Annotated in this window: 27 protein-coding genes; 18 read left to right on the plus strand and 9 right to left on the minus strand. The window is 70.2% G+C overall.

Annotated elements, in window-relative coordinates; genetic code table 11:
• Nucleotides 1–4: 4 nt before the first annotated feature.
• From coaD to AVW09_RS07880, 7 genes are all read left to right on the plus strand, one after another.
• Complete coding sequence (gene coaD / locus AVW09_RS07850; RefSeq protein ID WP_063257530.1) at nucleotides 5–502, plus strand: pantetheine-phosphate adenylyltransferase; 498 nt, start codon at nucleotides 5–7, stop codon at nucleotides 500–502.
• A 131-nt stretch (nucleotides 503–633) separates the two neighbouring features.
• A complete protein-coding gene (locus AVW09_RS07855) occupies nucleotides 634–1,128 on the plus strand; it encodes a YceD family protein (RefSeq protein ID WP_063257734.1) in 495 nt (164 codons plus the stop codon).
• Between the two features lie 2 nt (nucleotides 1,129–1,130).
• The gene (gene rpmF / locus AVW09_RS07860) at nucleotides 1,131–1,340 is read left to right on the plus strand and encodes a 50S ribosomal protein L32 (RefSeq protein WP_013586329.1); all 210 of its coding nucleotides are present in this window, start codon (nucleotides 1,131–1,133) and stop codon (nucleotides 1,338–1,340) included.
• A gap of 10 nt (nucleotides 1,341–1,350) precedes the next feature.
• The gene (gene rnc / locus AVW09_RS07865; protein ID WP_063257531.1) at nucleotides 1,351–2,031 is read left to right on the plus strand and encodes a ribonuclease III; all 681 of its coding nucleotides are present in this window, start codon (nucleotides 1,351–1,353) and stop codon (nucleotides 2,029–2,031) included.
• On the plus strand, nucleotides 2,024–2,914 hold the full coding sequence (gene mutM, locus AVW09_RS07870) for a bifunctional DNA-formamidopyrimidine glycosylase/DNA-(apurinic or apyrimidinic site) lyase (protein WP_063257532.1): 891 nt from the start codon (nucleotides 2,024–2,026) through the stop codon (nucleotides 2,912–2,914). Before rnc ends, mutM begins: the two co-directional genes overlap by 8 nt.
• 44 nt (nucleotides 2,915–2,958) lie before the next feature.
• Nucleotides 2,959–3,402, plus strand: a complete 444-nt coding sequence (locus AVW09_RS07875) for a MerR family transcriptional regulator (protein WP_063257533.1) — start codon at nucleotides 2,959–2,961, stop codon at nucleotides 3,400–3,402.
• A 33-nt stretch (nucleotides 3,403–3,435) separates the two neighbouring features.
• Nucleotides 3,436–4,434 (plus strand): NAD-dependent epimerase/dehydratase family protein, encoded by a 999-nt coding sequence (locus AVW09_RS07880; RefSeq protein ID WP_063257534.1) that lies wholly within the window; start codon nucleotides 3,436–3,438, stop codon nucleotides 4,432–4,434.
• A gap of 97 nt (nucleotides 4,435–4,531) precedes the next feature.
• Here AVW09_RS07880 and AVW09_RS07885 read toward each other — a convergent pair whose 3' ends face one another.
• A complete protein-coding gene (locus AVW09_RS07885; RefSeq protein WP_063257535.1) occupies nucleotides 4,532–5,614 on the minus strand; it encodes a GNAT family N-acetyltransferase in 1,083 nt (360 codons plus the stop codon).
• Between the two features lie 63 nt (nucleotides 5,615–5,677).
• Nucleotides 5,678–5,935, minus strand: coding sequence for a hypothetical protein (locus tag AVW09_RS07890; RefSeq protein WP_063257536.1), 258 nt, complete (start codon nucleotides 5,933–5,935; stop codon nucleotides 5,678–5,680).
• A 463-nt stretch (nucleotides 5,936–6,398) separates the two neighbouring features.
• On the opposite strand from AVW09_RS07890, the gene smc reads away from it, so the two are divergent.
• The 3 genes from smc (at nucleotide 6,399) to AVW09_RS07905 (ending at nucleotide 11,376) form a co-directional block, all read left to right on the plus strand.
• The gene (gene smc / locus AVW09_RS07895) at nucleotides 6,399–9,926 is read left to right on the plus strand and encodes a chromosome segregation protein SMC (protein ID WP_063257537.1); all 3,528 of its coding nucleotides are present in this window, start codon (nucleotides 6,399–6,401) and stop codon (nucleotides 9,924–9,926) included.
• Nucleotides 9,927–9,930: 4 nt separating this feature from the next.
• The gene (gene ftsY, locus AVW09_RS07900; RefSeq protein WP_063257538.1) at nucleotides 9,931–10,803 is read left to right on the plus strand and encodes a signal recognition particle-docking protein FtsY; all 873 of its coding nucleotides are present in this window, start codon (nucleotides 9,931–9,933) and stop codon (nucleotides 10,801–10,803) included.
• Between the two features lie 72 nt (nucleotides 10,804–10,875).
• Entirely contained in the window at nucleotides 10,876–11,376 is a 501-nt protein-coding gene (locus AVW09_RS07905; protein WP_063257539.1) for a DUF2004 domain-containing protein, read from the plus strand.
• A gap of 26 nt (nucleotides 11,377–11,402) precedes the next feature.
• Here the strand turns inward: AVW09_RS07905 and AVW09_RS07910 are convergent, their stop codons facing one another.
• From AVW09_RS07910 to lipB, 4 genes are all read right to left on the minus strand, one after another.
• Nucleotides 11,403–11,732 carry a hypothetical protein gene (locus tag AVW09_RS07910; RefSeq protein WP_063257540.1) on the minus strand — a complete coding sequence of 110 codons (330 nt, stop codon included), beginning with the start codon at nucleotides 11,730–11,732 and terminating at the stop codon, nucleotides 11,403–11,405.
• The gene (locus AVW09_RS07915; protein ID WP_063257541.1) at nucleotides 11,729–12,904 is read right to left on the minus strand and encodes an inorganic phosphate transporter; all 1,176 of its coding nucleotides are present in this window, start codon (nucleotides 12,902–12,904) and stop codon (nucleotides 11,729–11,731) included. Before AVW09_RS07915 ends, AVW09_RS07910 begins: the two co-directional genes overlap by 4 nt.
• A 146-nt stretch (nucleotides 12,905–13,050) precedes the next feature.
• On the minus strand, nucleotides 13,051–14,085 hold the full coding sequence (lipA, locus tag AVW09_RS07920) for a lipoyl synthase (protein ID WP_063257542.1): 1,035 nt from the start codon (nucleotides 14,083–14,085) through the stop codon (nucleotides 13,051–13,053).
• On the minus strand, nucleotides 14,082–14,720 hold the full coding sequence (gene lipB, locus AVW09_RS07925) for a lipoyl(octanoyl) transferase LipB (protein WP_063257543.1): 639 nt from the start codon (nucleotides 14,718–14,720) through the stop codon (nucleotides 14,082–14,084). Before lipB ends, lipA begins: the two co-directional genes overlap by 4 nt.
• Nucleotides 14,721–14,783: 63 nt before the next feature.
• Here lipB and AVW09_RS07930 point away from each other — a divergent pair, with 63 nt between their 5' ends.
• Nucleotides 14,784–15,329, plus strand: coding sequence for a TetR/AcrR family transcriptional regulator (locus AVW09_RS07930; RefSeq protein ID WP_063257544.1), 546 nt, complete (start codon nucleotides 14,784–14,786; stop codon nucleotides 15,327–15,329).
• A 155-nt stretch (nucleotides 15,330–15,484) separates the two neighbouring features.
• Nucleotides 15,485–17,029, plus strand: a complete 1,545-nt coding sequence (gene ffh / locus AVW09_RS07935) for a signal recognition particle protein (protein ID WP_022877703.1) — start codon at nucleotides 15,485–15,487, stop codon at nucleotides 17,027–17,029.
• A gap of 22 nt (nucleotides 17,030–17,051) precedes the next feature.
• On the opposite strand, the gene AVW09_RS07940 is transcribed toward ffh, so the two are convergent.
• Nucleotides 17,052–17,789, minus strand: a complete 738-nt coding sequence (locus AVW09_RS07940; protein WP_063257545.1) for an SGNH/GDSL hydrolase family protein — start codon at nucleotides 17,787–17,789, stop codon at nucleotides 17,052–17,054.
• Nucleotides 17,790–17,839: 50 nt separating this feature from the next.
• Nucleotides 17,840–19,003, minus strand: a complete 1,164-nt coding sequence (locus tag AVW09_RS07945; protein WP_063257546.1) for a glutamate--cysteine ligase — start codon at nucleotides 19,001–19,003, stop codon at nucleotides 17,840–17,842.
• A gap of 189 nt (nucleotides 19,004–19,192) precedes the next feature.
• Here AVW09_RS07945 and rpsP point away from each other — a divergent pair, with 189 nt between their 5' ends.
• From rpsP to trmD, 4 genes are read left to right on the plus strand one after another with little or no spacing between them, the layout of a single operon-like run.
• Nucleotides 19,193–19,609, plus strand: coding sequence for a 30S ribosomal protein S16 (gene rpsP / locus AVW09_RS07950; protein WP_063257547.1), 417 nt, complete (start codon nucleotides 19,193–19,195; stop codon nucleotides 19,607–19,609).
• A gap of 5 nt (nucleotides 19,610–19,614) precedes the next feature.
• A complete protein-coding gene (locus AVW09_RS07955; RefSeq protein ID WP_063257548.1) occupies nucleotides 19,615–19,845 on the plus strand; it encodes an RNA-binding protein in 231 nt (76 codons plus the stop codon).
• Nucleotides 19,845–20,531, plus strand: a complete 687-nt coding sequence (rimM, locus tag AVW09_RS07960) for a ribosome maturation factor RimM (RefSeq protein ID WP_063257549.1) — start codon at nucleotides 19,845–19,847, stop codon at nucleotides 20,529–20,531. Before AVW09_RS07955 ends, rimM begins: the two co-directional genes overlap by 1 nt.
• A 1-nt stretch (nucleotide 20,532) precedes the next feature.
• The gene (gene trmD / locus AVW09_RS07965) at nucleotides 20,533–21,222 is read left to right on the plus strand and encodes a tRNA (guanosine(37)-N1)-methyltransferase TrmD (RefSeq protein WP_063257550.1); all 690 of its coding nucleotides are present in this window, start codon (nucleotides 20,533–20,535) and stop codon (nucleotides 21,220–21,222) included.
• 129 nt (nucleotides 21,223–21,351) lie between these two features.
• On the opposite strand, the gene map is transcribed toward trmD, so the two are convergent.
• Nucleotides 21,352–22,134: a type I methionyl aminopeptidase gene (map, locus tag AVW09_RS07970; protein ID WP_063257551.1), complete on the minus strand. Its 783-nt coding sequence runs from the start codon at nucleotides 22,132–22,134 to the stop codon at nucleotides 21,352–21,354.
• 178 nt (nucleotides 22,135–22,312) lie between these two features.
• Between map and AVW09_RS07975 the strand changes: the two genes are divergently transcribed.
• A complete protein-coding gene (locus AVW09_RS07975) occupies nucleotides 22,313–22,804 on the plus strand; it encodes a hypothetical protein (protein ID WP_063257552.1) in 492 nt (163 codons plus the stop codon).
• A gap of 179 nt (nucleotides 22,805–22,983) precedes the next feature.
• Nucleotides 22,984–23,331 (plus strand): 50S ribosomal protein L19, encoded by a 348-nt coding sequence (gene rplS / locus AVW09_RS07980; protein WP_022878871.1) that lies wholly within the window; start codon nucleotides 22,984–22,986, stop codon nucleotides 23,329–23,331.
• Nucleotides 23,332–23,390 lie beyond the last annotated feature (59 nt).

Genomic DNA, 23,390 nt, shown 5'->3' on the forward strand with positions numbered 1-23,390 from the left:
CGGAATGAGTCCGCGGATCGCCGTCGTACCCGGTTCCTTCGATCCCCCGACGCGGGGGCACCTCGATGTGATCCGCCGCGCGGCCGGCCTGTTCGACCAGCTCCACGTGCTCGTCGTCCACAACCCCGGCAAAGAGGCGATGCTGCCGATCGCGCAGCGTCAGGCGCTCCTCGAGCAGTCCATCCAGGACGAGGGCATCGAGGGCGACGTCATCGTCGCCGCGTGGAGCATGGGACTCCTCGTCGACTACGCCACCGACGTGGGCGCGCAGGTGCTCGTCAAAGGCATCCGGTCGCAGGTCGACGTCGCGTACGAGACGCCGATGGCCATCGTGAACCGCGACCTCGCGCACGTCGAAACGGTGTTCCTGCTGCCCGATCCGTCGCACGCGCTCGTCTCCAGCTCGCTGGTGCGGCAGGTCGCCGCGCTCGGCGGCGATGTGTCGCCGTACGTGCCCGCCGCGGTCGCCCGGTTCCTCGACACCGGCGCGCGCGGACTGTAGCGATCGCGGGCGGCCCGGCCCCGGCTCGGCCCTCGCCCGGGGGCGCGCGGGTAGCATGGACGACCGTGAGAACCCACCGACCCGGACCCTTCCAGCTCCCCGTGCGCGACATCGAGCGCCACCCGGGAGAGATGCGCGAGCACGAGCTCGACATCCCCGCGCCCGAGAAGTGGGGCGAGGGGCTCGTCTCGGTCGCCGCCGCCGAACCGCTCGAGATCGACGTGCGTCTGGAGTCCGTCCACGAGGGCATCCTGGTCTCCGGAACCGTCGACACGACGGCCACCGGAGTGTGCGGACGGTGCCTCACCGACATCGCCGAGCCTGTCGAAGTCGAGTTCCAGGAACTTTTCGCGTATCCTGGGGAGGAAGCGAACGACTTCGAAGTTCAAGACGACCACGTGGATCTTGAAAATCTGGTCCGGGATGCCATCGTCCTCTCGCTTCCGTTCCAGCCGGTGTGTCAGCCGGATTGCCTCGGGCTCGACCCGGTCACGGGTGAGAAGCTGACGGAGAGCGCCGGCGACACGGAGCAGACACCCGTCGATCCTCGGTGGGCGGCGCTCCAGCAGTACACCCCAGACGACGGCGATGCGCTCCGCGCCGCCCCCAAGACAGAGAAGAGCTAGTCATGGCAGGTAACCCCCCGAAGCGGAAGGTCTCCCGCTCGAACACCCGCTCGCGTCGCGCGCAGTGGAAGGCCGAAGCCCCCGCGCTGGTCAAGACCATCGAGAACGGCAAGGTCGTCTACAGCCGCCCCCACCAGGCGAAGGTCGTCACCGACTCGCAGGGCACCGAGCTCTTCCTCGAGTACAAGGGCCGCAAGGTCGCCGACGTCTGATCAACGTCCGGTGACGCGAAACACTGCGCTCATCGAGAAGCTCGGGGTCGACATCGACCCCGAGCTTCTTTCTCTTGCGCTGACCCATCGCTCGTTCGCGTACGAGAACGGCGGCATCCCGCACAACGAACGTCTCGAGTTCCTCGGTGACTCGGTGCTCGGGCAGGCGGTGACCGTGCGACTGTACACGGGGCATCCTGAGCTCGACGAAGGAAGCCTCGCCAAGCGGCGTGCGAGTGTCGTCTCGACGGTGGCCCTCGCCGAGGTCGCGCGGGGTATCGGCCTCGGTGACCACGTGCGGCTCGGCCGCGGGGAGATCCTCACCGGTGGCCGCGACAAGGACTCGATCCTCGCCGACACGATGGAAGCCGTCATCGGCGCGACCTACCTGTCCGCTGGACCGGATGCCGCCACGGCGCTCGTGCTGCGTCTGGTCGAGCCCCTGCTCGACGACCCCGATCGCTACGGTGCGGCGATGGATCCGAAGACGAGCCTGCAGGAGATCGCCGCGCGGCAGTCGCTCGCGGCGCCCGTATACGCCGTCGAGGCGACGGGCCCCGACCACGACCGGCGGTTCACCGCCACCGTGACCGTCGGCGACGTCGAGACGCACGGCACCGGCACGAGCAAGAAGCAGGCCGAGATGGCCGCCGCCCTCGCCGCGTGGCGCGAGCTCAACGCCCGTGCCTGAGCTGCCCGAGGTCGAGGTCGTCCGCGCCGGCCTCGAACCGGCGGTGACGGGTGCGCTCATCGCTTCGGTCGACGTCCGGGACGCCCGCGCGCTGACCCGCCACTCCGGAACACCGGAACATTTCGAGGCCCAACTCACCGGTCGCCGCATCGCCGCGGCCGTGCGTCGAGGGAAGTTCCTCTGGATGCCACTCGGCGACGACGAAGCGATCGTGACGCACCTCGGTATGAGCGGACAGATGCTCCTGCGCGTGCCCGGCGCGCCCGAGGAACGACACGAACGCATCCGTATCGAGCTCGAGCATCCCGTCCACGGTGCGCTGTCGGTGGTCTTCGCGGATCAGCGCACGTTCGGCTCGCTCGCGCTCGACGAGCTCGTCGACACCCCGGATGCCGCCCCCGGGGGCCGTGGATCATCGCTGCCGCGCGTGCCGACGCAGGTGGCCCACATCGCCCGCGATCCGCTGGACCCCGCGTTCGACGACGCGCGATTCCGCGCGCGCCTCGCCCGTACGTCGTCAGGGATCAAACGCGTGCTGCTCGATCAGACCGTGGCGAGCGGCATCGGCAACATCTACGCCGACGAATCTCTGTGGGCGGCGCGCATCCACCCCGAGACTCCTGGCTCCGATCTCCCGACCCGCTCGGTGAGCCGGCTGCTGGCCGAGGTCCGCGCGGTGCTCGAGAAGGCTCTCGCGGAGGGCGGCACGAGCTTCGACGCGCAGTACGTCAACGTGAACGGTCAGGCGGGGTACTTCGCGCACTCGCTCAACGCGTACGGTCGCACGGGCCAGCCGTGCCCGCGCTGCGGCCGCCCGATCGTGCGGGTCTCGTTCATGAACCGGTCGAGCCACTTCTGCCCGAGGTGCCAGCACCTGCGCTGACGTCGACTTGACTTCAAGTACTTGAAGTGTGCTGAGGTGGACACATGTCGATGCTCACCATCCAGCAGGCGGCCCGCCGGTCGGGTCTCAGCGAACCCACGCTCCGCTACTACGAGGACGTCGGGCTCATCGGCCCGATCGTGCGCGACGCGAGCAGCGGGCATCGGCGGTATCGCGAGCGCGACCTCGACGACCTGCAGGTGCTCGCGTGCCTCCGCGCGATGGGCGTCGGGATCGAAGACATGCGCACGTATCAGGCGAACCGCCGACGTGGCCGCGAGGCCGCTAGCGAGCAGCGCGACATCCTCCTGCGTCATGCGGAACGCGTGGAGATCGAGATGGCGACGCTGCGCGTGCACCTCGACTACCTCCGTCGCAAGGCTGACCTGTGGGATGCGCGCGATCGCGGCGACACGGACGCGGAAGCGCAGGCGCAGGCGCGCGTCCACGAGATCTACCCCGAGATCGAGATGCTGATCCGCGCTTGACCTCCAGCGCTTGAGGTTTGTTCGACTCGCCCCATGAACACTTCATCTCACACCGTCTTGGTCACCGGGGCCTCCGGCTACCTCGGAACCCGCGTCGTCGCCGACCTCCTCCAGCGGGGCACGTCCGTCCGCGCCGCCGTCCGCTCTCTCGACGCGGGGCCGGCGCTTCGCGACGCGGTACGCCGTGCCGGAGCCGACGACACCGGTCTCGAATTCACCGTGGCATCCCTCACGGAAGACGCCGGTTGGGATGCCGCCGTGGCCGGTGTCACGGGCGTCTACCACCTGGCATCCCCGATGACCCACGCCACGGAGGACGTCGACCTCGTCGTCACTCCGGCACGCGACGGGGCTCTCCGTGTGCTCCGAGCGGCACGGGATGCCGGAGTCGCCCGGGTCGTCCTCACCTCGTCGTTCGCGGCGGTCGGGTATTCGCCGAAACCTCTTAACGCTGACGGGATCCGCGAGTTCGACGAGAACGACTGGACCGACCCGGATGCGCCCGGGCTGCCGGCCTACCCGCGGTCGAAGGCCGTCGCGGAGCGTGCCGCGTGGGACTTCGTCGAGCGCGAGGGGAACGGGCTCGAGCTCGTCGTCCTCAACCCGACGTGGATCGCTGGCCCCACACTGACGGCCGACCCACGCTCGTCGCTGCAGGCGTTCCTCGGGATGCTCGACGGGCACATGCCCCTCGCGCCGCGCCAGCGGTTCGGGATCGCCGACGTGCGGGACGTGTCCACAGCACACCTCGCCGCGATGGACACGCCGGATGCCGCGGGCAAGCGATATCTCCTGCTCGCCGACGGGCCGACGATCTCGTGGTTGGGCGTGGCATCCCTCCTCCGAGAGCACCTCGGCGACCTGGCTGCGGCCGCGCCGACCGAGGAGGTGCCGGGCGACGACCTGCCGCCGCTCGTGATCCACAACGAGCGCGCGAAGGCGCAGCTCGGTTTCGCCCCACGCCCCGCCGAGACCACGATCTTCGAGACGCTGGACGACATGCGCGAGCGCGGGATGATCCGCCAGGGCTGACCCGCGGAGCCCGATGTCTGCCGAGACGACATCCGGCTGACGAAACCCCCGCGGAGCGCGGTAGGGATGTCAGCCGGATGCCGTTTCGGCGACACGATCAGCCGAGCACCTTCTGCCACGCGCCCTCGTAGGCGATGGGGACGAACCCGATCGCCTCGTTGATCGAGAGCATCGGACGGTTCTCTTCCGCGTTGTACGTCATCACGCGGGGGGACTCCGGAACGGCCTCGCGCCACGCCAGGAGCCCCGCGCACTTCACCAGCATGCCGAGCCGGTGGCCACGATGGGATGCCACGACAAGGGTGTCCTCCTGGTGGGTGACCGCCGTCCGGTCCTTGCCGATGGAGAGCTCGTTGAACGCCGCGAGCTCGCCGCTGTCGACGTGCTGCGCGACGGTGACGAGGACGTGCCGGTCGGCGTCGGTGTAGCGACGTTCCCAGTCGGCCACGCGGGCGGCATCCCACACCTCCTCGTCGTAGTCGAGGCCGGCGGCGGGGGCGTCGGTGATCATGCGCGACTTCATGTATGCGAAGGCGTCCACGAACTCCGGCGGCGTGGGGAGCGTCCACTGGATGACGCGGTATCCCGCCGCGGCAGCCTCGGCCTCCGTCAGGAGGGCCTGCAGGTGCGGCTCGGCGCCGGCGAGATCGAGCCGACTCTGCCGCACGATCTGCTCGAGCGTGTATCCGGCGTCGAGGTAGAACCGGGCGGCGCGGTCGAGGGGGATTCGGCCGAAGCCGGTCGGCGCCTCGAGGTGCGGACCGTCCGTGGCCGGATGCTCGGCCCAGGACTGCAGGATCGTCCGACCGTGCTCGCGCGCGGTGCGCTCGATCAGGTCGTGCGCGGCGCGTCCGATGCCGCGACCCCACGCGCTGCGTCGCAGCTCGATGAGCCAGAAGCCCGTGCGAGCACCGTCCTCCTGGGGGAGGTCGAGTCCGACGCGGCCCACGACCTCGCCGTCCCAGAGCGCGATCCACACGAGGCGGATCTGCGCGGCGGTCGGACGGTAGACGGGAAGAAGCTCGTCGGCGGGCATCGAGTGGTCGTCGTGGCCCGCGATCTCGCGGTAGACGAGGTTGCGCACGCGCGCCATCTCGCGGAAGTCGGCGGCATCCGGGGATTCGATGGATGCCGGAATGTGCAGGGGGCGCAGCTCGAGGCCGGCCGGGAGGGTGCTCATGTCAGAACTTTCGGTGGGAGGAAGAGGGAAGGTGGCGGGGCCGGGGATGCCGGCCCCGCCGGATCACAGCGGCGGGCGCGAGAGAAGCGCCTGCCGCTGCCAGTGGGCCTCGCGTCGCGAACGCTCGAGAGCGGCGCGGTTCGTGAGGTCGGCCTCCGCCGTGCGGTGCGCCCGCTGATCGGCGCGCGCTGCCGCGCGTGTCAGCAGCCACAGGCCGAGGCGGAGGGAGAGACGGTCGAGGAGACCGAGGCGGGTCTCGACGACGGGAAGGGACAACGCGGATGCCGTGTGCTGCGGCGCGCGCGTGAGCGAAGTGTTCATGCGGAGGCTCCGATGAGGAAGGACGAGCAGAGAGGCCACGGCCTACGGAAGGCGGGCGGTGGCGGAGGGGTCGGAGACGACCCGGGCGCACGGCATCCGGGAATCGGACGACGGTGCGGGAGCGGAGACGGACGAGCGTCTCAACGCGGCGGCGTCACGCCTGACGGACAGGCATGCCGACGGCGGTGGTCACTCCGCGCAGGGGTGCGGACAGCACGGGGACGGCGGTGAAGCCTGGGGCGGTGAAGCCGGTGGTGTTGCGAATCATGGGAGTGACCTCCTTCCTCAGTCGGTTGCGACCCCCGACGCTAGCGGGGTCGTTCAGCGGATGTCAAGCGAAGTTCCAGAAACGGGCGAGGCCCGGGCGCGTCGAGCGACGGCTCGATCGGCCAGCCACCGCGGGATTCCGCGGGTCGTCGGGTAGCGTGAGGCGGAAGTTCACCGGTCGGGAAGGCGCATCCGCATGCACCTCAAGAGCGTCACGCTCAAGGGCTTCAAGTCCTTCGCGCAGTCGACGACGTTCGCGCTGGAGCCCGGGGTCACGTGCATCGTCGGTCCGAACGGGTCGGGCAAGTCCAACGTCGTCGACGCGCTCGCGTGGGTCATGGGGGAGCAGGGCGCCAAGACGCTCCGCGGCGGCAAGATGGAGGACGTCATCTTCGCCGGCACGTCCACTCGCGGGCCTCTCGGCCGAGCGGAAGTGCAGCTGACGATCGACAACGCCGACGGCGCGCTCCCGATCGAGTACAGCGAGGTGACGATCAGCCGCACGCTGTTCCGGACCGGGGCGAGCGAGTACGCGATCAACGGGCAGACGTGCCGCCTCCTCGACGTGCAGGAACTCCTGAGCGACTCGGGTCTCGGCCGCGAGATGCACGTGATCATCGGCCAGGGGCGCCTCGACACGGTGCTGCAGGCCTCGGCGGAGGAACGGCGCGGGTTCATCGAGGAGGCCGCGGGGATCCTGAAGCACCGTCGCCGCAAGGAGAAGACCGTGCGCAAGCTCGAGGCGATGGAGACCAACCTCACGCGCTTGAGCGACCTCGCCGGCGAGTTGCGCCGCCAGCTCAAGCCGCTCGGCAAGCAGGCCGAGATCGCGCGGGAGGCGGCCACGATCGCCGCGGTCGTCCGCGACGCGAAGGCGCGGCTCTTCGCCGACGAGCTGGTGCAGCTCCGCCGCGAGCTGGCCGACGCCGCGGCGGCCGAGAGCGAGCGCCACACCGAGCGACTCATGCTGCAGGACCAGGCCGATGGCATTCGGCTCAAGGTCGAGAGGCTCGAGGAGGAGCAGCGCTCCGAGGCGGTCGACCGCGCCCGACGAGTCGCGTTCTCGCTCGAGCAGGTGCAGGAGCGCCTGCGCGGGCTCTACACGCTCGCGGGTCAGCGCCTGACGCTGCTCGCGGACGACGAGGGCGACGCCTCGGCCGCCGCGCCGACCGTGACCCAGTCCATGATCGACGACCTCCGCACCGAGATCGACGACATTGCGGGGGGTCTCGGGGAGGCCCAGGATGCCGCGGCGGACGCGGCCCGCGGAGTCGCCCGTGCCCGCGCGGAACTCGACGCCCTCGACGCGGACATCGCGGCGCAGAGCGCGCTGGTCTCCGAGCACGACATGAAGCTCACGGCACTCCGCGGCTCGGCGCAGGCCGCGGCATCAGGGTTGGCGGCGTCCCGAGGTGCCGTGGACCGGCAGCAACGAGCTCTGGATGCCGCGCGCGAACGCCTCGCCGAGGCCGAGGAGGCGCGCGCCGCCCTCGACCCCGACGTCACACCGGAGGAGTCCACGGCCGAGCATGCCGCGGCCTACGAACGCGCGCAGCGCGAGACGAACGAGACCGAGACCGAGGTCGCAGGTCTGCGCGAGCGCCTGCACGCCGCCGAGCGCGAGCGGGATGCCTTGACCGCGCAGACCGCGGCGCTCGGGCGGGCCCTCGACGTCCGCAACGCCGCGGCCGACCTGGCCGCGAGCGGGGCCGACGGCATCCGCGGCCTCGTCGGCGATGCCGTGAAGGTCACCGCGGGATACGAGGCCGCGATCGCCGCGGCGCTCGGCTCGCTCGCGGAGGGGTTGCTCGTCGATGATGACGCGGCGGCGTTCGCCGCGGCGCGGGCCGCACGCGAGGGGGACCTCGGCGTCGTCGAGATCGCGATCGCCGCGGCACCCGATGCGGGAGACGGCCCCGCGATCGCGGGCGGCGTGCGCGCGGTGGACGTGGTGTCGGCTCCGGCGGGGGTGCGTGGCATCCTGTCCGGCGTCGTGATCGTCGACGATCTCGTAGCCGCGGAGGCGGCCCGGCCGGCGTTGGAGGCCGCACCCGCCGGAACCGTCCTCGTGACGCGCGACGGCGCGGTGCTCACCGTCCGCACTTTGCGGGCCGGGTCGGGCGGCGGTCGTTCGCGTCTCGAACTCGCCGCGGAACGGGATGCCGCGGCCGACCGTCTCGCGGAGATCACCGTGATCGCCGACTCGCTGCGGGAGGCGCTGGCCGACGAGCAGCGGAAACTCGCCGAGGCGCGCGCCCGCACCAAGGAGACGCTCGCGACCCTCCGCGCGCACGACGCCGCCCTCGCGGCCCACGCCGAGAAGCTGAACCGCGTCACCGTGCGGCACGAGTCCGCGGTCGCGGAGTGCGAGCGGCTCGAGGCCGGCCTCGCGCAGGCCCAGGCCGCTGTCGCGGACGCGGAGGAGAAGGCGCGCGTCGCCGATGAGACGCTCGAGCGCGCGCTCGAGGTCCCGCGTCCGCTGCTCGACGCCTCAGCCCGCGAGGGCATGCTCGCCGACCTCGAGACAGCGCGCGAGGTCGAGATGCGCGCGCGACTCGACATCGAGACCCTGCGCGAACGTGTCCGCGCGGGGGAGGCGCGGATCGTGCAGCTCGAGCAACAGCGGGAGCGCGAGCGCGCGGCCGCCGCCGCGGCGGCCCGACGCGCCGAGATCCGTCGAGCGCAGCGCGAGATCGCGGCGGAGGTCGCCGGCGCGCTTCCCGCCCTGCTCGACTCGGTCGACCGGTCGGTCAGCCAGGCGCGGGTCGAACTCGCGGCTGCGGAGTCCGCGCGCTCGGCCGTCACCGCGGACCTCTCCCGCGCCCGGGCCGACGAGAACGCGGTGCGGGAGCGCCTCGCGCGCCTGACCGAGAGCGTCCACGGGCTCGAGCTGCAGATGCACGAGAAGCGGCTCCACGTCACGAGCCTGCTCGAACGCGTGCAGTCCGAGCTGTCGCTCGACGAAGACATTCTCGTTTCGGAATATGGCCCCGATCAGCCCATCCCGGCGGGCGAGGACGACGCGACCGAACCGTTCGACCGTGGGACGCAGAAGCGGCGACTGCAGGAGGCCGAGCGCAAGCTCGCCCAGCTCGGCCGCGTGAACCCGCTCGCGCTCGAGGAGTTCGCGGCACTGGAGCAGCGGCACGCGTTCCTCACCGAGCAGCTCGCCGACCTGCAGCAGACCCGCGCCGACCTGCAGACGATCATCGCCGAGCTCGACGAGCGGATGCAGACGATCTTTGTCGCCGCGTTCGAGGACACGCGTGCGGCGTTCGGCGAGATCTTCCCGATCCTGTTCCCGGGCGGCGCGGGCAGCATCTCGCTCACCGATCCCGACAACCCGCTGACCACCGGCATCGAGGTCGCGGTACGCCCGGTCGGGAAGAAGATCGAGCGGCTCTCTCTGCTCTCGGGCGGTGAGCGCTCGCTTGCGGCGGTGGCGTTCCTGACCGCGATCTTCACCGCGCGCCCGAGCCCGTTCTACATCCTCGACGAGGTGGAGGCGGCGCTCGACGATGCCAACCTCGGCCGCCTCCTCGGTGTGTTCGAGAAGCTGCGCGAGAGCAGCCAGCTCATCGTCATCACGCACCAGAAGCGGACCATGGAGATCGCCGATGCGCTCTACGGCGTGTCGATGCGTCAGGACGGCGTGTCGGCCGTCGTGGGTCAACGCGTCGGCGACCGCTCACGCGCTGTGGCGGAACCGGCCCCCGTAAGCTGAGGGAATGGCTGAGAACTCCTGGTCGCTCGGCCGCGCGCTGCGCGGGCTGTTCGTCAAACCCACGATCGACGAGACCACGTGGGACGACCTCGAGACGGCTCTCCTGACCGCCGACTTCGGTCCCGACGTCACCGAGCGGCTCATCGACGAGCTGCGAGAGAAGGTCGACCGCTACCGCACGACCGATCCGCGCGACCTGCAGCGCATGCTCCGCGAGACGCTCGAGGAGCACTTCGCGAAGTTCGACACCACGCTGCGTCTCACCGAGCGCCCGGCCGTGGTCCTCGTCGTCGGCGTCAACGGCGTCGGCAAGACCACCACGATCGGCAAGTTCGCGAAGTTCCTGCAGCGCTACGGCCGCACGGTCGTCGTCGGCGCGGCCGACACCTTCCGTGCCGCGGCCGTCGACCAGCTCGCCACGTGGGCCGAGCGCGGGGGAGCCACGATCGTGCGCCCCCAGCACGAGGGTCAGGATCCGGCATCCGTCGCCTTCCAGACCGTCGCGCACGCGAAGGAGACGGGCACCGAGATCGTGCTCGTCGACACCGCGGGTCGCCTGCACACCAAGGGTGGCCTGATGGACGAGCTCGGCAAGATCAAGCGCGTCATCGAGAAGCAGGCCCCGATCAGCGAGGTCCTCCTGGTCCTGGATGCCACGACCGGGCAGAACGGCCTGATGCAGGCCCAAGCCTTCCTCGACAGCGCCGGTGTCACGGGACTCGTGCTCACGAAGCTCGACGGTTCGGCGAAGGGCGGCTTCGTTCTTGCGGTGCAGGAACGCACCGGCATCCCGGTCAAGCTCCTCGGTCAGGGCGAGGGGATCGGGGACCTGACGGGCTTCACGCCGCACGTGTTCGCCGCGTCCCTCGTCGACTGACCCCCTTTACCGCACCCGGGCGCTCTGGCGGGTCGCCTTTCGCGAGGCGGGTCGGGCTGGTTTCATGGGGACATGGCGATCGAGCACGACTTCTTCGGACTCCTCGAGTCAGGACCCGACGGGTCGATCTTCTGGTCCGAGAACGTCGAGTTCGGTGATCAGAGCGTCACCGTCGATCTGACCGCTCCCGACCAGGACGACGTGTCGATCGACGCGCTCGACGTGGCCGCGGCGATGATCTCGTCGCTCGAGTCGATCGACCTCGCCGCGCGCAACGCCATGGTGAACGAACTCGACGACCGTACGAGCGAGGTCACCGAGTACATCCTCCAGCAGCAGGCGACCCTCGGCGACGAGCTCGACGACCTGCTCTCCGACCCGTCCGGGGACACGCATATCGACGTCATCAAGTCGCTGCAGCTGATGAGCATGACGATCCTGGCCGACGAGCACGGCGGCAGCGACCCCTTCGCCGTCCTCGAGTACGCCCTCGACCCCGACTCGACCGACGACGTGCTCCTGGTGAACCTCTCCTCCGACGGGCAGGTGCAGTCGGTCACGAGCGCCGACTGACGCCGAGGGACGAGCGCCCGCGACCGTCAGTGCCCGTGGAACGCGGGGATGACGAGGTAGACGCCGACGAGCACCGCGGCGGCGAACCCCGCGAAGCAGGCGAAGCCGCCGATCGTGGCCGCCACGGGCCGCGTCCCCACCCGCGCGGACACGACCGCGTCCTGCCCTTCCGGGTCCCCGTCCGCTCCGACTTGGATGTCGGGCGCCCCCACCGCCAGGAGCCGGATGCCGGCGGTGTAGAGCCCGACGATCACCAGGGTCGCGACGAGACCGACGACGAACACGAGGCCGATCGACCCCCAGTCCACCCCCAGCCACCCGGCCGACGCCGACGCGGTGTGCCGAATGCCGTTCATGCGCGTGCCTCCTGCGTGTTCTTGCCCTCGCGGCCGACGTGGTCGGCATCCAGGGACTCTTCGTTGACGTTCTCGGCCGAGACGGGCTTGCGGCGCGCCAGCAGGAACAGGCCCACGCACGCACCGAGACCCACGACCAGGACCGCGATCAGGCCGATGGTGCTCGCGTTGGCCGCCCAAGCCGCGAGTCCGCCGACGAGGGCCGCGGCCGGAAGGGTGACGATCCACGCGAACGCGATGCGCGCGACGACGTTCCAGTGCACCGACGCGAGCCGCTTCCCGAGCCCCGATCCGACGACGGCGCCCGAGGTCACCTGCGTCGTCGAAAGCGGGAAGCCGAGCGTGGAGGAGATGAGGATCGTGGATGCCGCGCTCGTCTCCGCCGCGAAGCCCTGGGGCGGCTTCACGTCGGTGATGCGTTTGCCCACCGTCCGCATGATGCGCCACCCGCCGAGGTAGGTGCCGAGGGCGATCGCGAGGCCGGCGCCGAGGATGACCCAGAACTGCGGGGCGGTGCCCGCCTCCTGGTAGCCCGCGACGATCAGCGTGAGCGTGATGACGCCCATGGTCTTCTGCGCGTCGTTGGTCCCGTGCGCGAGCGAGACGAGGGATGCCGACACCGTCTGCCCGTGTCGGAAGGCTGTGGTGGAGCCGGCGACCGTTGCCATGCGCGTCACGCGGTAGACGAGGTACGTCGCGACGAGCGCCACGGACCCCGCGATGAAGGGCGACAGGAGGGCCGGCAGCACGATCTTGGAGACGACCCCGCCCCACTCGACGGCGCCGAACCCGGCCCCGATGACCGCGGCGCCGATGAGGCCGCCGAACAGCGCGTGCGTGGAGCTCGACGGAAGGCCGAGCCACCACGTGAGGAGGTTCCAGAGCACCGCCCCCATCAGGCCCGCGAAGATCATCGGGACCGTGATGTCGGGCAGACCCTGGGAGTCCTGGGCCAGGATTCCCTCGGACACGGTCTTGGCGACCGCGGTGGACAGGAATGCTCCGACGAGGTTCAGCACGGCGGAGATGAGGACGGCGACCTTGGGCTTCAGCGCGCCGGTGGCGACCGAGGTCGCCATCGCGTTCGCGGTGTCGTGGAAGCCGTTGGTGAAATCGAAGAAGAACGAGAGTGCGACGACGAGAAGGACGGGGATGAGGACGGCGAGGTCCACCGGGGGCTCCGTTCGGTGAGGTGTTTCCCACGTGCGGTCGGATGACCGGGCGTCAGGCTAGACCTCGGAAACGAACGGAAGGGGTGCTTCCCCCGCGGGGGCGGAGAGGTCTACTCTCCGCCGACACGGCGCGTGCGCGAAGTGTCTCAGACCGCCTGCGCGAAGCCGGCGTCGGCGGCAGCGATGTCCTTCGCGAGGTGCGCGAGGTGCGGCGGGATCTCGCGGCCCTTCGACACCATCGACTGCGCCCACAGGCGACCGGCGCGGTACGACGAGCGCACGAGGGGACCGGCGAGAACGCCGAGGAATCCGATGCGCTCGGCCTCCTCCTTGAACTCGACGAACTCGGCGGGCTTGACCCACCGCTGCACGGGGAGGTGACGCGGCGTGGGGCGCAGGTACTGCGTGATCGTGATGATGTCCGTCCCGGCCTCGTGCAGGTCGTGGAGCGCCTGCACGACCTCTTCGGGCTCCTCGCCCATGCCGAGGATGAGGTTCGACTTCGTGATGAGGCCGGCGTCGCGCGCCGCGGTCAGCACGCCGAGGGACCGCTCGTAGCGGAAAGCGGGCCGGATGCGCTTGAAGATGCGCGGAACCGTCTCGACGTTGTGCGCGAAGACCTCGGGCCGCGAGGAGAAGACCTCCTCGAGCAGCGCGGGGTTGCCCGAGAAGTCCGTCGCGAGGATCTCGACACCGGTCCCGGGGTTCTCGGCGTGGATGCGGCGGACGGTCTCGGCGTGCAACCACGCCCCTTCGTCGGGCAGGTCGTCGCGGGCGACGCCCGTGACGGTGGCGTAGCGCAGCTGCATCCGCGAGACGCTCTCCGCGACGCGGCGCGGTTCGTCGGTGTCGTAGTCGGCGGGCTTGCCGGTGTCGATCTGGCAGAAGTCGCAGCGACGCGTGCACTGCGAGCCGCCGATGAGGAACGTCGCCTCCCGGTCCTCCCAGCATTCGAAGATGTTGGGGCAGCCGGCCTCCTGGCAGACGGTGTGCAGCTCCTCGGTCTTCACGAGATTCTGCAACGCCGTGTACTCGGGCCCGAGGCGCGCCTTGGTCTTGATCCACTCGGGCTTTCGCTCGATCGGGGTCTGCGCGTTCCGCACCTCGAGCCGGAGGAGCTTGCGTCCGTTCGGAGCGGTGGATGCCGCGCCCCCGGCGCTCCCGGTCCCGCAGGCGCTCACGCGGCCACCGCCGAGTACTCGGCGCGGAAAACGGACTCGATGCTGTCGACGATGTCGGCGGGGGAGACCTCGGCACCGACGACCTCGCTCACCGTCGTCACCCCGGCATCCGTGATCCCGCACGGGACGATGCCCCGGAACCCGGCCAGCGTGTTGTCGCAGTTCACCGCGAACCCGTGCATGGTGACACCTCTCTCGACGCGGACTCCGATCGCCGCGACCTTGTCGACGCCGAGCGGGCGGCGCACCCACACGCCGCTACGCCCCTCGACGCGGAAGCCCTCGACACCGTGCGTCGCGAGCGCTGCGATGAGCAGCCCCTCGAGCCGCCGGACGTGGGCGACGACGTCGAGCGGCTCCGGCAGCCGCATGATCGGATACCCGACCAGCTGCCCCGGGCCGTGCCACGTGATCTTTCCGCCGCGGTCCACGTCGATGACCGGGGTGCCGTCGGTGGGCCGCTCGTGGGCCTCGGTGCGCTTGCCCGCGGTGTACACCGGCTCGTGCTCGAGCAGCAGGAGCGTGTCGGGCCGCGTCCCCGCGACGACGTCGGCGTGCACCACGCGCTGCAGAGCCCAGCCGTCCAGATACGGCACGTAGTCGGGGCCGAGCCCCGCGCGAAGAATCTCGAGCATCACCGCTCCCCGTTGTTGGATTGCGTCCAAGAATACATGGATGCCGCACCCTAGGCTGTCGGCATGGCCACCGAATCCCGCACGGGACGCCCGCGCGCGTCGTCGCGCGAGGTGCTGTCGGAAGCCGCGTGCGAGCTCTTCCTCGAGAAGGGCTACGACGCCACCTCGGTGTCGGACATCACCCGCCGTGCGGGCGTGAGCCGCTCGAGCTTCTTCAACTACTTCTCGGCCAAGAGCGCCGTGCTGTGGTCGGGGTTCGACGAGCGGGTCGACGCCGCGGTCGCAGACCTCCGCGACGGAGGCGCCGTGTCGGAGGTCCTCCTCGCCATCGGCGACGGGCTCGCCCCCGACGCGCTCGCGCTGGCCATCGTGAATGCGGATGCCATGGGAATCGCCGCCGAACTCGACCGCGACCGCGCGATCCGGCAGTTCCGCCTGCAACGCGAGACGGCCGCGCGGCTGATCCGCGACGGGGCGTCACCGCTGACCGCACAGGTGCGCGCGGGGGCCCTGGCCGCCGCGGTCCTCGCCGCCGTATGGGCGTGGGCCGACCACACGGCGGGCCGTCCGCTCACCGAGACCCTGTCGGAGGCGCTGGCCGCGGCGTGAGGGCACGGCATCCGGTGTCGCATTCTCCGCGGTCTGCACAACCTCAGCCGCGGGAACCGGATCTGGGCTGAGGTTCCGCGGATCGCTGAGGATGTGCCGCAGCGCGGCACCGCCCGGCGGCAGTCCGCGGCAGGGCCGCGTAAACTCGTCGCATCATGGCGACTTTCGGCACCCTCTCCGACCGGCTCACAGAGACCTTCCGCAACCTGCGCAAGAAGGGGCAGCTGACCCCTGCCGACGTGGACGGGACGGTCCGCGAGATCCGGCGTGCCCTGCTCGACGCCGACGTCGCGCTCCCCGTCGTCAAGGAGTTCACCGCCGCGGTGCGCGAGCGCGCCCTCGGCGACGAGGTCAACCGCGCCCTGAACCCGGCGCAGCAGGTCGTGCAGATCGTCAACGACGAGCTCATCGGCATCCTGGGTGGCCAGCAGCGTCGACTGCAGTTCGCCAAGAACCCGCCGACCGTCATCATGCTCGCGGGTCTCCAGGGCTCCGGAAAGACGACGTTCGCGGGCAAGCTCGCGAAGATGCTCGAGAAGGACGGCCACACGCCCCTCCTCGTCGCGTGCGACCTCCAGCGCCCCAACGCAGTGAACCAGCTGCAGGTCGTCGCGGAGCGCGCCGGTGCCGCGATCTACGCGCCCGAGCCCGGCAACGGCGTCGGTAACCCCGTGAAGGTCGCCCGCGACGGCGTCGAGTACGCCAAGCAGAAGCAGTACGACACCGTCATCATCGACACCGCCGGCCGTCTCGGCGTCGACGCCGAGCTGATGAAGCAGGCGGCCGACATCCGCACCGCGACCCAGCCCGATGAGGTGCTCTTCGTCATCGACGCGATGATCGGTCAGGATGCCGTGAACACGGCGAAGGCGTTCCAGGACGGCGTCGATTTCACTGGCGTGGTCCTGTCCAAGCTGGACGGTGACGCGCGCGGTGGCGCGGCGCTGTCCGTCGCCTCGGTCACGGGCCGTCCCATCATCTTCGCGTCGACGGGTGAGGGTCTCGACGACGTCGAGCCGTTCCACCCCGACCGTATGGCATCCCGCATCCTCGACCTCGGTGACATCCTCACCCTGATCGAGCAGGCGCAGCAGGCCTTCGACGAGGCCGAGGCGATGAAGGTCGCCGAGAAGCTCGCGACCGAGACCTTCACGCTCGAGGACTTCCTCGAGCAGATGCAGCAGATGAAGAAGATGGGCTCCATGAAGAAGATGCTCGGGATGCTCCCGGGCATGGGGTCCATGAAGCAGCAGCTCGAGGACTTCGACGAGCGCGAGATCGACCGCACCGAGGCGATCATCCGGTCGATGACCGTCGCCGAGCGTCGCAACCCGAAGATCCTCAACGGCTCGCGGCGCCTGCGCATCGCCCGCGGTTCCGGCATGACCGTCACCGACGTGAACCAGCTCGTGCAGCGCTTCGAGCAAGCCGCCAAGATGATGAAGACCGTCGCGCGAGGCGGCGTGCCCAACATCCCCGGCATGGGTCCGATCGGCGGCAAGCCCGGTGCGTCGTCCAAGCGCGGCAAGCAGCAGAAGGCGAAGGGCTCGCGCTCGGGCAACCCCGCGAAGCGCGCGGCCGAGAACGCCGGAATCACCGCGGCGGCTCCGGCGACCGGTTCGGGCTTCGGCCTCGGAGGTCAGAAGGCGCCGAGCGAAGCCGACCTCGCCGAGCTGCAGAAGCTTCTCGGCCGCGGCTGAGGCCGGCGGCGCGGGGCTTCTCTCAGGGGAGCACGCCCGCGTCCTGCAACCGGGACACGATGGTCTGCTCGATCGCGATCTGTCCGCGGGCGGTGGGGTGCACGTCGTCGTCCTGAAGCCACTCGGGATGCCCGACGAGGGGCTGACCCACGTCGATGTACATGCCTCCGATGGAGTCGATCGCGTCCTTGAGCGCGTCCGACGTCGTCGCCGTGTCGTCCGGAACGTCCGGGTCGTCGTTCCAGATGGTGCTGAGTCCCACGATGCGGGCGTCCGGCGCCGCGTCGTGCAGTTGCGCGACCGTGTCGTCCGTGTCGGTGCGGATCGTGTCGGCATCCTGCCAGAAGTCGTTGCTCGAGGATTGCACGATGATCAGCTCGGGCTGCAGGGCGGCGATCGCGGGGGAGAAGCCCGCGTACGCGGTTCCGCACTCTCCCGTGACGACGAAGCCCATCCCCCCGCAGGCGAGATTGGTCAGCGAGATGTCCTCGCGCGTCGCCAGCAGGTCGGGCCATGCCTGGCCGTGATCCAGGCCCGCGCCGGACATCAACGAGTCGCCCAGCGTGACGACGCGGATCGGGGCCGGTGTCGGGGTGCGCTCCTCCGCGGCGGGCGAGGCGATGGGGACGAGAGGGGGAGCCGAGAACGTCAAGGGCTGCACCGCGCTCGTCGGCTCGGGGACGCAGCCGGCGAGGACGAGGACGCTTCCCGCGGCGACGGCGGCCGACAGCGGCAACGCGAAGCGACGCGGACGGGGCATGCCGTGATCGTACGGGCACCAACCTATGAGTCGGCGCCGAGGCCGCGGACTCAGACCCGCAGGGCGGCGAGGTGCTCGCGCAGCGTCGGCCCGCCGCGGAACTCCCGGATGAGGTGCTGCACGACCGCGCGAAGGTCGCCGTCGGCGGCCTCCGCCACCGCCAGCTGACGCGCGGAACTCCCGCCGGTCGCGAGGATCGTCTCCAGGCCCGCGAACTCCCGCGCGCACTTGAGTTCCACGGCGATGTCGGCGATCTCGGCCATGGTCGCCATCAAGTGTTCGCGAACCGGGACCTGCGTCCCCTGCCGGTCGACGATGACGCGCGCGTCCAGCCCGTACCGCGCGGAGCGCCACTTGTTCTCTCGGGCGAACCACGGCGGGATGCCGGGCAGCTCGCCGCCCTCGTCGAGAATTCGCGAGAAATGCTCGACGAGCGTCTGCGCGAGCGCGGCGACCGCCGCGAGCTCCGGCAGGGTCGACATGCCGTCGCACGCGCGGATCTCCACGGTGCCCCAGCGCGGCGCCGGACGGATGTCCCAGCGCACCTCGCTGGCATCCGCCATCACCCCGGTCCGGACCATGTCGTCGAGGTAGCGCTCGAACTCGGACCAGTCCTTCAGCTGCCAGGGGAGTCCCGCGGTCGGCAGCTGCTGGAACACCAGCGCCCGGTTGGAGGCGTAGCCGGTGCGCTCGCCCGCCCAGAACGGACTGGATGCCGACAGCGCCTGCAAGTGCGGGAGGAAGACGTTGAGCGCGTTGACGATCGGGATGACCTTGTCGACGTCGTCGACGCCCACGTGCACGTGGATGCCCCAGATCATCATGTTGCGGCCCCACCACTGGGTGCGCTCGATGAGCTTGTGGTACCGCGTCTTGTCGGTCACCTGCTGCTCGTACCACTGCGCGAACGGGTGGCTGCCGGCGCACAGCAACTCGATGCCGCGCGGTTCGGTCTGCGCGCGCAGCGCGCCGATGGCATCCGCGATGTCGTCCACCGCCTCGGCGACGGTGTGCCCGACCCCGCTGGTGACCTCCACGGTGTTGGTCAGCAGCTCGCCCGTCACCGTGAAACGCTCGAGGGCGGTGGCGTCCTCGACGAGCTCGAGGATCTCGGGGGCGCGGGGCACGAGATCGCCGGTCTCTCGGTCCGCGAGCATGAGTTCCCATTCGAGTCCCACGGAGGAACGCGTGGACGGGGCGAACGGCAGCGTCATGCGGTCAGTCTGACATGGCGACACGGGCGTCACCGGGTTCGCGACCCGCCGTGTCATCTGGCAGAATAGAGGGTCGGACCAGGTGCTCGACCCTCTATCCAGCGCCGGTCCTCCTCTTTGAGCTTCCGCCGGGTGTGCACCCCACGCTCCAGGCGACCGGTTCGTTCCCTTCCCACCACAGGAGAAATCGTGGCTGTCAAGATCCGACTCAAGCGTCTCGGCAAGATCCGTGCGCCCTACTACCGCATCGTCGTCGCCGACTCGCGCACCAAGCGCGACGGTCGTGTGATCGAGGAGATCGGCAAGTACCACCCGACCGAGGAGCCCTCGTTCATCGAGGTCGACTCGGAGCGCGCCCAGTACTGGCTCGGTGTCGGCGCTCAGCCGACCGAGCAGGTGCGCGCCATCCTCAAGCTCACGGGCGACTGGGGCACCTTCAAGGGCGAGAAGGACGCGAAGTCCACCGTCAAGGTGCGCGAGCCCAAGGCCGCGTTCGAGGCCGACTCCTCCAAGAAGTCGGTCGTCAAGCCCAAGGTCGAGAAGAAGACCGAGGCTCCGGCCGCCGACGAGGCGCCCGCTGCCGACGCCGAGACCTCGGCAGAGTAAGTCCCGTGCTGTCCGCCGCGCTCGAGCACGTCGTCAAGGGGATCGTCGATCACCCTGACGCCGTGACCATCCGTTCCGCCACGTCGCCCCGCGGCGAGGTGCTGGAGGTTCGCGTGCACCCCGATGACCGGGGTCGCGTGATCGGGCGCGGCGGTCGCACCGCCAAGGCGCTGCGCACGCTCATCACGGCCCTCGCCGACGGGCAGCGCGTCCGCGTCGACGTCGCCGACGACTGATGTCGGCCGGCGACGCCGCGGGCGCCCAGCCCGCAAAGACCCAGCTCCGTGTGGGCCGCCTGGTCAAGGCCCACGGCCTCAAGGGCGCGTTCAAGCTCGAGCTCTACACTGATGACCCCGAGGGACGCTTCGTTCCCGGCAACACCTTCACCCTCCAGGTTCCGGAGACCTCGCCGTGGCACGGCCGCGAGCTGACGGTCCGTGAATTCCGCTGGATGAACTCCCACCCCGTGGCCTTCTTCGAAGGCGTCGACGACCGCACGGCCGCCGAGGAGCTGGTGAAGGCGATCCTGTGGATCGACCAGGACACCGAGTCCGCTCCCGCCGAGGACGACGCGTGGTACGACCACCAGCTCGTGGGCCTCGACGTCGTGCGCGACGGGGCCGTGATCGGCCGTGTCGTGCGCGTCGACCACTTCCCCGCGCAGGACCTCCTGATCATCCGGCCCACGGGCCGCGGTGAGGACGCCGACGTGCTCGTGCCGTTCGTCAGCGCGATCGTCCCCGAGGTCGACGTCGAGGGCGGCCGCGTCGTCGTGACGCCCCCGGCCGGTCTGTTCGAGGAGATCCCCGGCGACGACGACGCTCCGCGGGAAGAGACCGGATCCGACGAGGATGCCGCTGCCGCGGACGACGCGTCGGAGGGCGACGAGTCCGACGAGGTCGCCGACTCCCGCGAGGACTGACGTGCGCATCGACGTCGTCTCGATCTTCCCGACGATCTTCGACGCGCTCGAGGTCTCACTGCTCGGTAAGGCCCGCCAGACCGGGCTGCTCGACGTCCGCGTGCACGATCTCCGCGACCACACGCACGACCGGCACCGCACCGTCGACGACACCCCGTACGGGGGTGGGGCCGGCATGGTCATGAAACCGGAGCCGTGGGGCGAGGCGCTCGATGACGTCACCCGCGACGCCGAGACGTCTCCCGTCATCATCTTCCCGTCGCCCGCGGGCGAACGCTTCACGCAGAAGATCGCGCGTGAGCTGTCGACCGAGCAGCATCTGGTCTTCGGGTGCGGCCGCTACGAGGGCATCGACGAGCGCGTGTTCGACTACGCCGCCGAGCTCGGCCGCGTGCGCCTGCTGAGTCTCGGCGACTATGTGCTGAACGGCGGCGAGGTGGCGGTCATGGCAATGGTCGAGGCCATCGGCCGGCTGATCCCCGGCGTCGTCGGAAACCCCGAAAGCCTCGTCGAGGAGTCCCACGAAGACGGACTGCTCGAATACCCGTCGTTCACCAAGCCCGCTTCCTGGCGCGGCCGCGACGTCCCGCCCGTGCTCCTGAGCGGCAATCACGGCGCGGTGGCGACCTGGCGCCGCGAGCAGCAGCTCGAGCGCACCCGCGAGCGCCGTCCGGATCTGCTCGCCGACTGAGCGGTCGGGGTGCCGCGCGTTTCGAGCGGGCTCTGGAACATGGCATCCGGACGCCGTATCGCCGCCGCGCGCCGGTCGAACGGCGTGAGGGTCATGGCATCCAGACTCCGGATGCCATGACCGACGCGATCAGTCGACGCCGAGGAACGACCGGTCGGTGAGGACGATGGGGCCGTCCTCCGTGATCGCGACCGTGTGCTCGGAGTGCGAACCGCGCGAGCCGTCGGCGCTGCGGAGCGTCCAGCCGTCAGGGTCGGTGACGAGCTCGTCGGTCGTCTGCAGGAACCACGGCTCGAGCGCCAGAACGAGGCCTGCTCGCAGCGGGTATCCGCGGCCGGCCTTGCCGTCATTCGGAACGTGAGGGTCACCGTGCATGGTGTGGCCGACGCCGTGCCCGCCGAAGTCGGTGTTGATGCTGAGGCCCTCGGCGTGCGCGACGGCGGCGATCGCAGCCGAGATGTCGCCGATCTTGTGGCCGACGGTCGCGGCGTCGATCGCGGCGGCGAGCGCGCGCTGCGTCGTGTCGATGAGCGCGAGGTCCTCCTCGCGCGGGGTGCCGACGACGAACGACACCGCCGAGTCGGCGACCCAGCCGTCGACGGAGGCGGCGAAGTCGAGCGAGACGAGGTCGCCGTCGCGCAGCGCGTAGTCGTGGGGGAGTCCGTGCAGCACCGCGTCGTTCACGGAGGTGCACAGCACCTTGCCGAACGGACTTGCGCCGAACGACGGGTGGTAGTCGATGTAGCAGGACTCGGCCCCGGCGGCGCGGATCATGTCGTGCGCGCGACGGTCGAGGTGCAGGAGGTTGGTGCCCACCTTCGTCTCGTCGCGCAGCGTCGCCAGGACCTCCGCGACGAAGCGGCCGGCCGGGCGCATGGCGTCGATCTCGGCGGGTGTGCGCAGTTCGATCATCGGTGGTTCCCTTTCCTCGAACCTCCATTGTCTCGTATCGGTACCCCCGGTCGACGCCCGCGGCGGGAGCTGCCGGGAGGTCGCAGTCCGGTCATCCGCCCGTCCGGGTGGCCGCCGTTCGGGTGGTCGCTGTCCGGGTTCAAAGCCGCCGCACAACTGACCGCCCTACCATCGGTTCATGGTGCTCCGCCGACTCTTCCTCCGCTGGCTCTTCCCGGCCGCCTTTGTGCTGCCGCTGTGGCTGTTCGTCGGGTGGATCGTGTTCAGCGGCGGCAGCGGATGGGCCCTGCTGTGGCTCTTCATCGCGGCACCGGCGGTCTTCGTGACGCAGATCATCACCGCGTTCCTCGTGCGGGCGCGGGGGAGCGTCCGTGTCGAGCGGGCGGCATCCTGGCGCGACGTGATCGCCATCGCCGTGTGGCAGGTCGTCGTCGTCGCCCTGGGGTTCTACGACTCGCGCACGTTCTTCCCCTTGCTGGTGCTGAGCATCGTGGGCGCGTTCGTGCTGCTGTGGTCGTCTCTCGCGCAGCTGTGGAACGAGGCGCGCGGCGGGGTCACCCTCCTGCGCACTGCCGACGGGACCGGATATATCCCGCCGACGCGCGAGCAGCCGCGTCCGCGCGTCGAGGGCGAGGTCATCGTGATCGCGGAGAAGCCCGCGACGCGCTGAGTGTCCGTCGCCCCGGCTGACCCGGTTTGGACGGTGTGCCCGTCCGTGGCAGAATAGGCGTTTGTGCCCTGACCGGCTCTGCCTCAGGGGAGTCCGCCGCTTCGCGGCTCGGGCACAATCCTTTTCTTTTCCCCAATCATCGTGCGATCGACCTGTGGCGGTCGCAGGAAGTGAAGATCATGCAGATCCTCGACGCCGTCGACGCGGCCTCGCTCCGCTCCGACATCCCCGTCTTCTCGCCCGGCGACACCGTCAAGGTGCACGTCAACATCACCGAGGGCAACCGCTCGCGCATCCAGGTCTTCCAGGGTGTCGTCATCGGCCGCTCCGGTGACGGTGTGCGCGAGACCTTCACGGTCCGCAAGGTCAGCTTCCAGGTCGGTGTCGAGCGCACCTTCCCCGTGCACAGCCCCGTGATCGACCACATCGAGGTCGTCACCCGCGGTGACGTGCGCCGCGCGAAGCTCTACTACCTGCGCAACCTGCGTGGCAAGAAGGCCAAGATCAAGGAGAAGCGCGACCGCTGAGTCCCGCTCTCCTCGAACGCCCCGCGATCTGTCGCGGGGCGTTCGTCGTTTGCGGGACG

Origin of the sequence: Microbacterium sp. T32, assembly GCF_001619615.1 — a bacterium.
GTDB lineage: Bacteria > Actinomycetota > Actinomycetes > Actinomycetales > Microbacteriaceae > Microbacterium.

Excerpts from the sequence above, each read along its gene's own strand:
- coaD (WP_063257530.1), top strand. The coding sequence starts at position 5 with ATGAGTCCGCGGATCGCCGTCGTACCCGGTTCCTTCGATCCCCCGACG.
- AVW09_RS07855 (WP_063257734.1), top strand. The coding sequence starts at position 634 with ATGCGCGAGCACGAGCTCGACATCCCCGCGCCCGAGAAGTGGGGCGAG.
- rpmF (WP_013586329.1), top strand. The coding sequence starts at position 1,131 with ATGGCAGGTAACCCCCCGAAGCGGAAGGTCTCCCGCTCGAACACCCGC.
- AVW09_RS07875 (WP_063257533.1), top strand. The coding sequence starts at position 2,959 with ATGTCGATGCTCACCATCCAGCAGGCGGCCCGCCGGTCGGGTCTCAGC.
- AVW09_RS07880 (WP_063257534.1), top strand. The coding sequence starts at position 3,436 with ATGAACACTTCATCTCACACCGTCTTGGTCACCGGGGCCTCCGGCTAC.
- AVW09_RS07885 (WP_063257535.1), bottom strand. The coding sequence starts at position 5,614 with ATGAGCACCCTCCCGGCCGGCCTCGAGCTGCGCCCCCTGCACATTCCG.
- AVW09_RS07890 (WP_063257536.1), bottom strand. The coding sequence starts at position 5,935 with ATGAACACTTCGCTCACGCGCGCGCCGCAGCACACGGCATCCGCGTTG.
- smc (WP_063257537.1), top strand. The coding sequence starts at position 6,399 with ATGCACCTCAAGAGCGTCACGCTCAAGGGCTTCAAGTCCTTCGCGCAG.
- ftsY (WP_063257538.1), top strand. The coding sequence starts at position 9,931 with ATGGCTGAGAACTCCTGGTCGCTCGGCCGCGCGCTGCGCGGGCTGTTC.
- AVW09_RS07905 (WP_063257539.1), top strand. The coding sequence starts at position 10,876 with ATGGCGATCGAGCACGACTTCTTCGGACTCCTCGAGTCAGGACCCGAC.
- AVW09_RS07910 (WP_063257540.1), bottom strand. The coding sequence starts at position 11,732 with ATGAACGGCATTCGGCACACCGCGTCGGCGTCGGCCGGGTGGCTGGGG.
- lipB (WP_063257543.1), bottom strand. The coding sequence starts at position 14,720 with ATGCTCGAGATTCTTCGCGCGGGGCTCGGCCCCGACTACGTGCCGTAT.
- AVW09_RS07930 (WP_063257544.1), top strand. The coding sequence starts at position 14,784 with ATGGCCACCGAATCCCGCACGGGACGCCCGCGCGCGTCGTCGCGCGAG.
- ffh (WP_022877703.1), top strand. The coding sequence starts at position 15,485 with ATGGCGACTTTCGGCACCCTCTCCGACCGGCTCACAGAGACCTTCCGC.
- AVW09_RS07940 (WP_063257545.1), bottom strand. The coding sequence starts at position 17,789 with ATGCCCCGTCCGCGTCGCTTCGCGTTGCCGCTGTCGGCCGCCGTCGCC.
- AVW09_RS07945 (WP_063257546.1), bottom strand. The coding sequence starts at position 19,003 with ATGACGCTGCCGTTCGCCCCGTCCACGCGTTCCTCCGTGGGACTCGAA.
- rimM (WP_063257549.1), top strand. The coding sequence starts at position 19,845 with ATGTCGGCCGGCGACGCCGCGGGCGCCCAGCCCGCAAAGACCCAGCTC.
- map (WP_063257551.1), bottom strand. The coding sequence starts at position 22,134 with ATGATCGAACTGCGCACACCCGCCGAGATCGACGCCATGCGCCCGGCC.
- AVW09_RS07975 (WP_063257552.1), top strand. The coding sequence starts at position 22,313 with ATGGTGCTCCGCCGACTCTTCCTCCGCTGGCTCTTCCCGGCCGCCTTT.
- rplS (WP_022878871.1), top strand. The coding sequence starts at position 22,984 with ATGCAGATCCTCGACGCCGTCGACGCGGCCTCGCTCCGCTCCGACATC.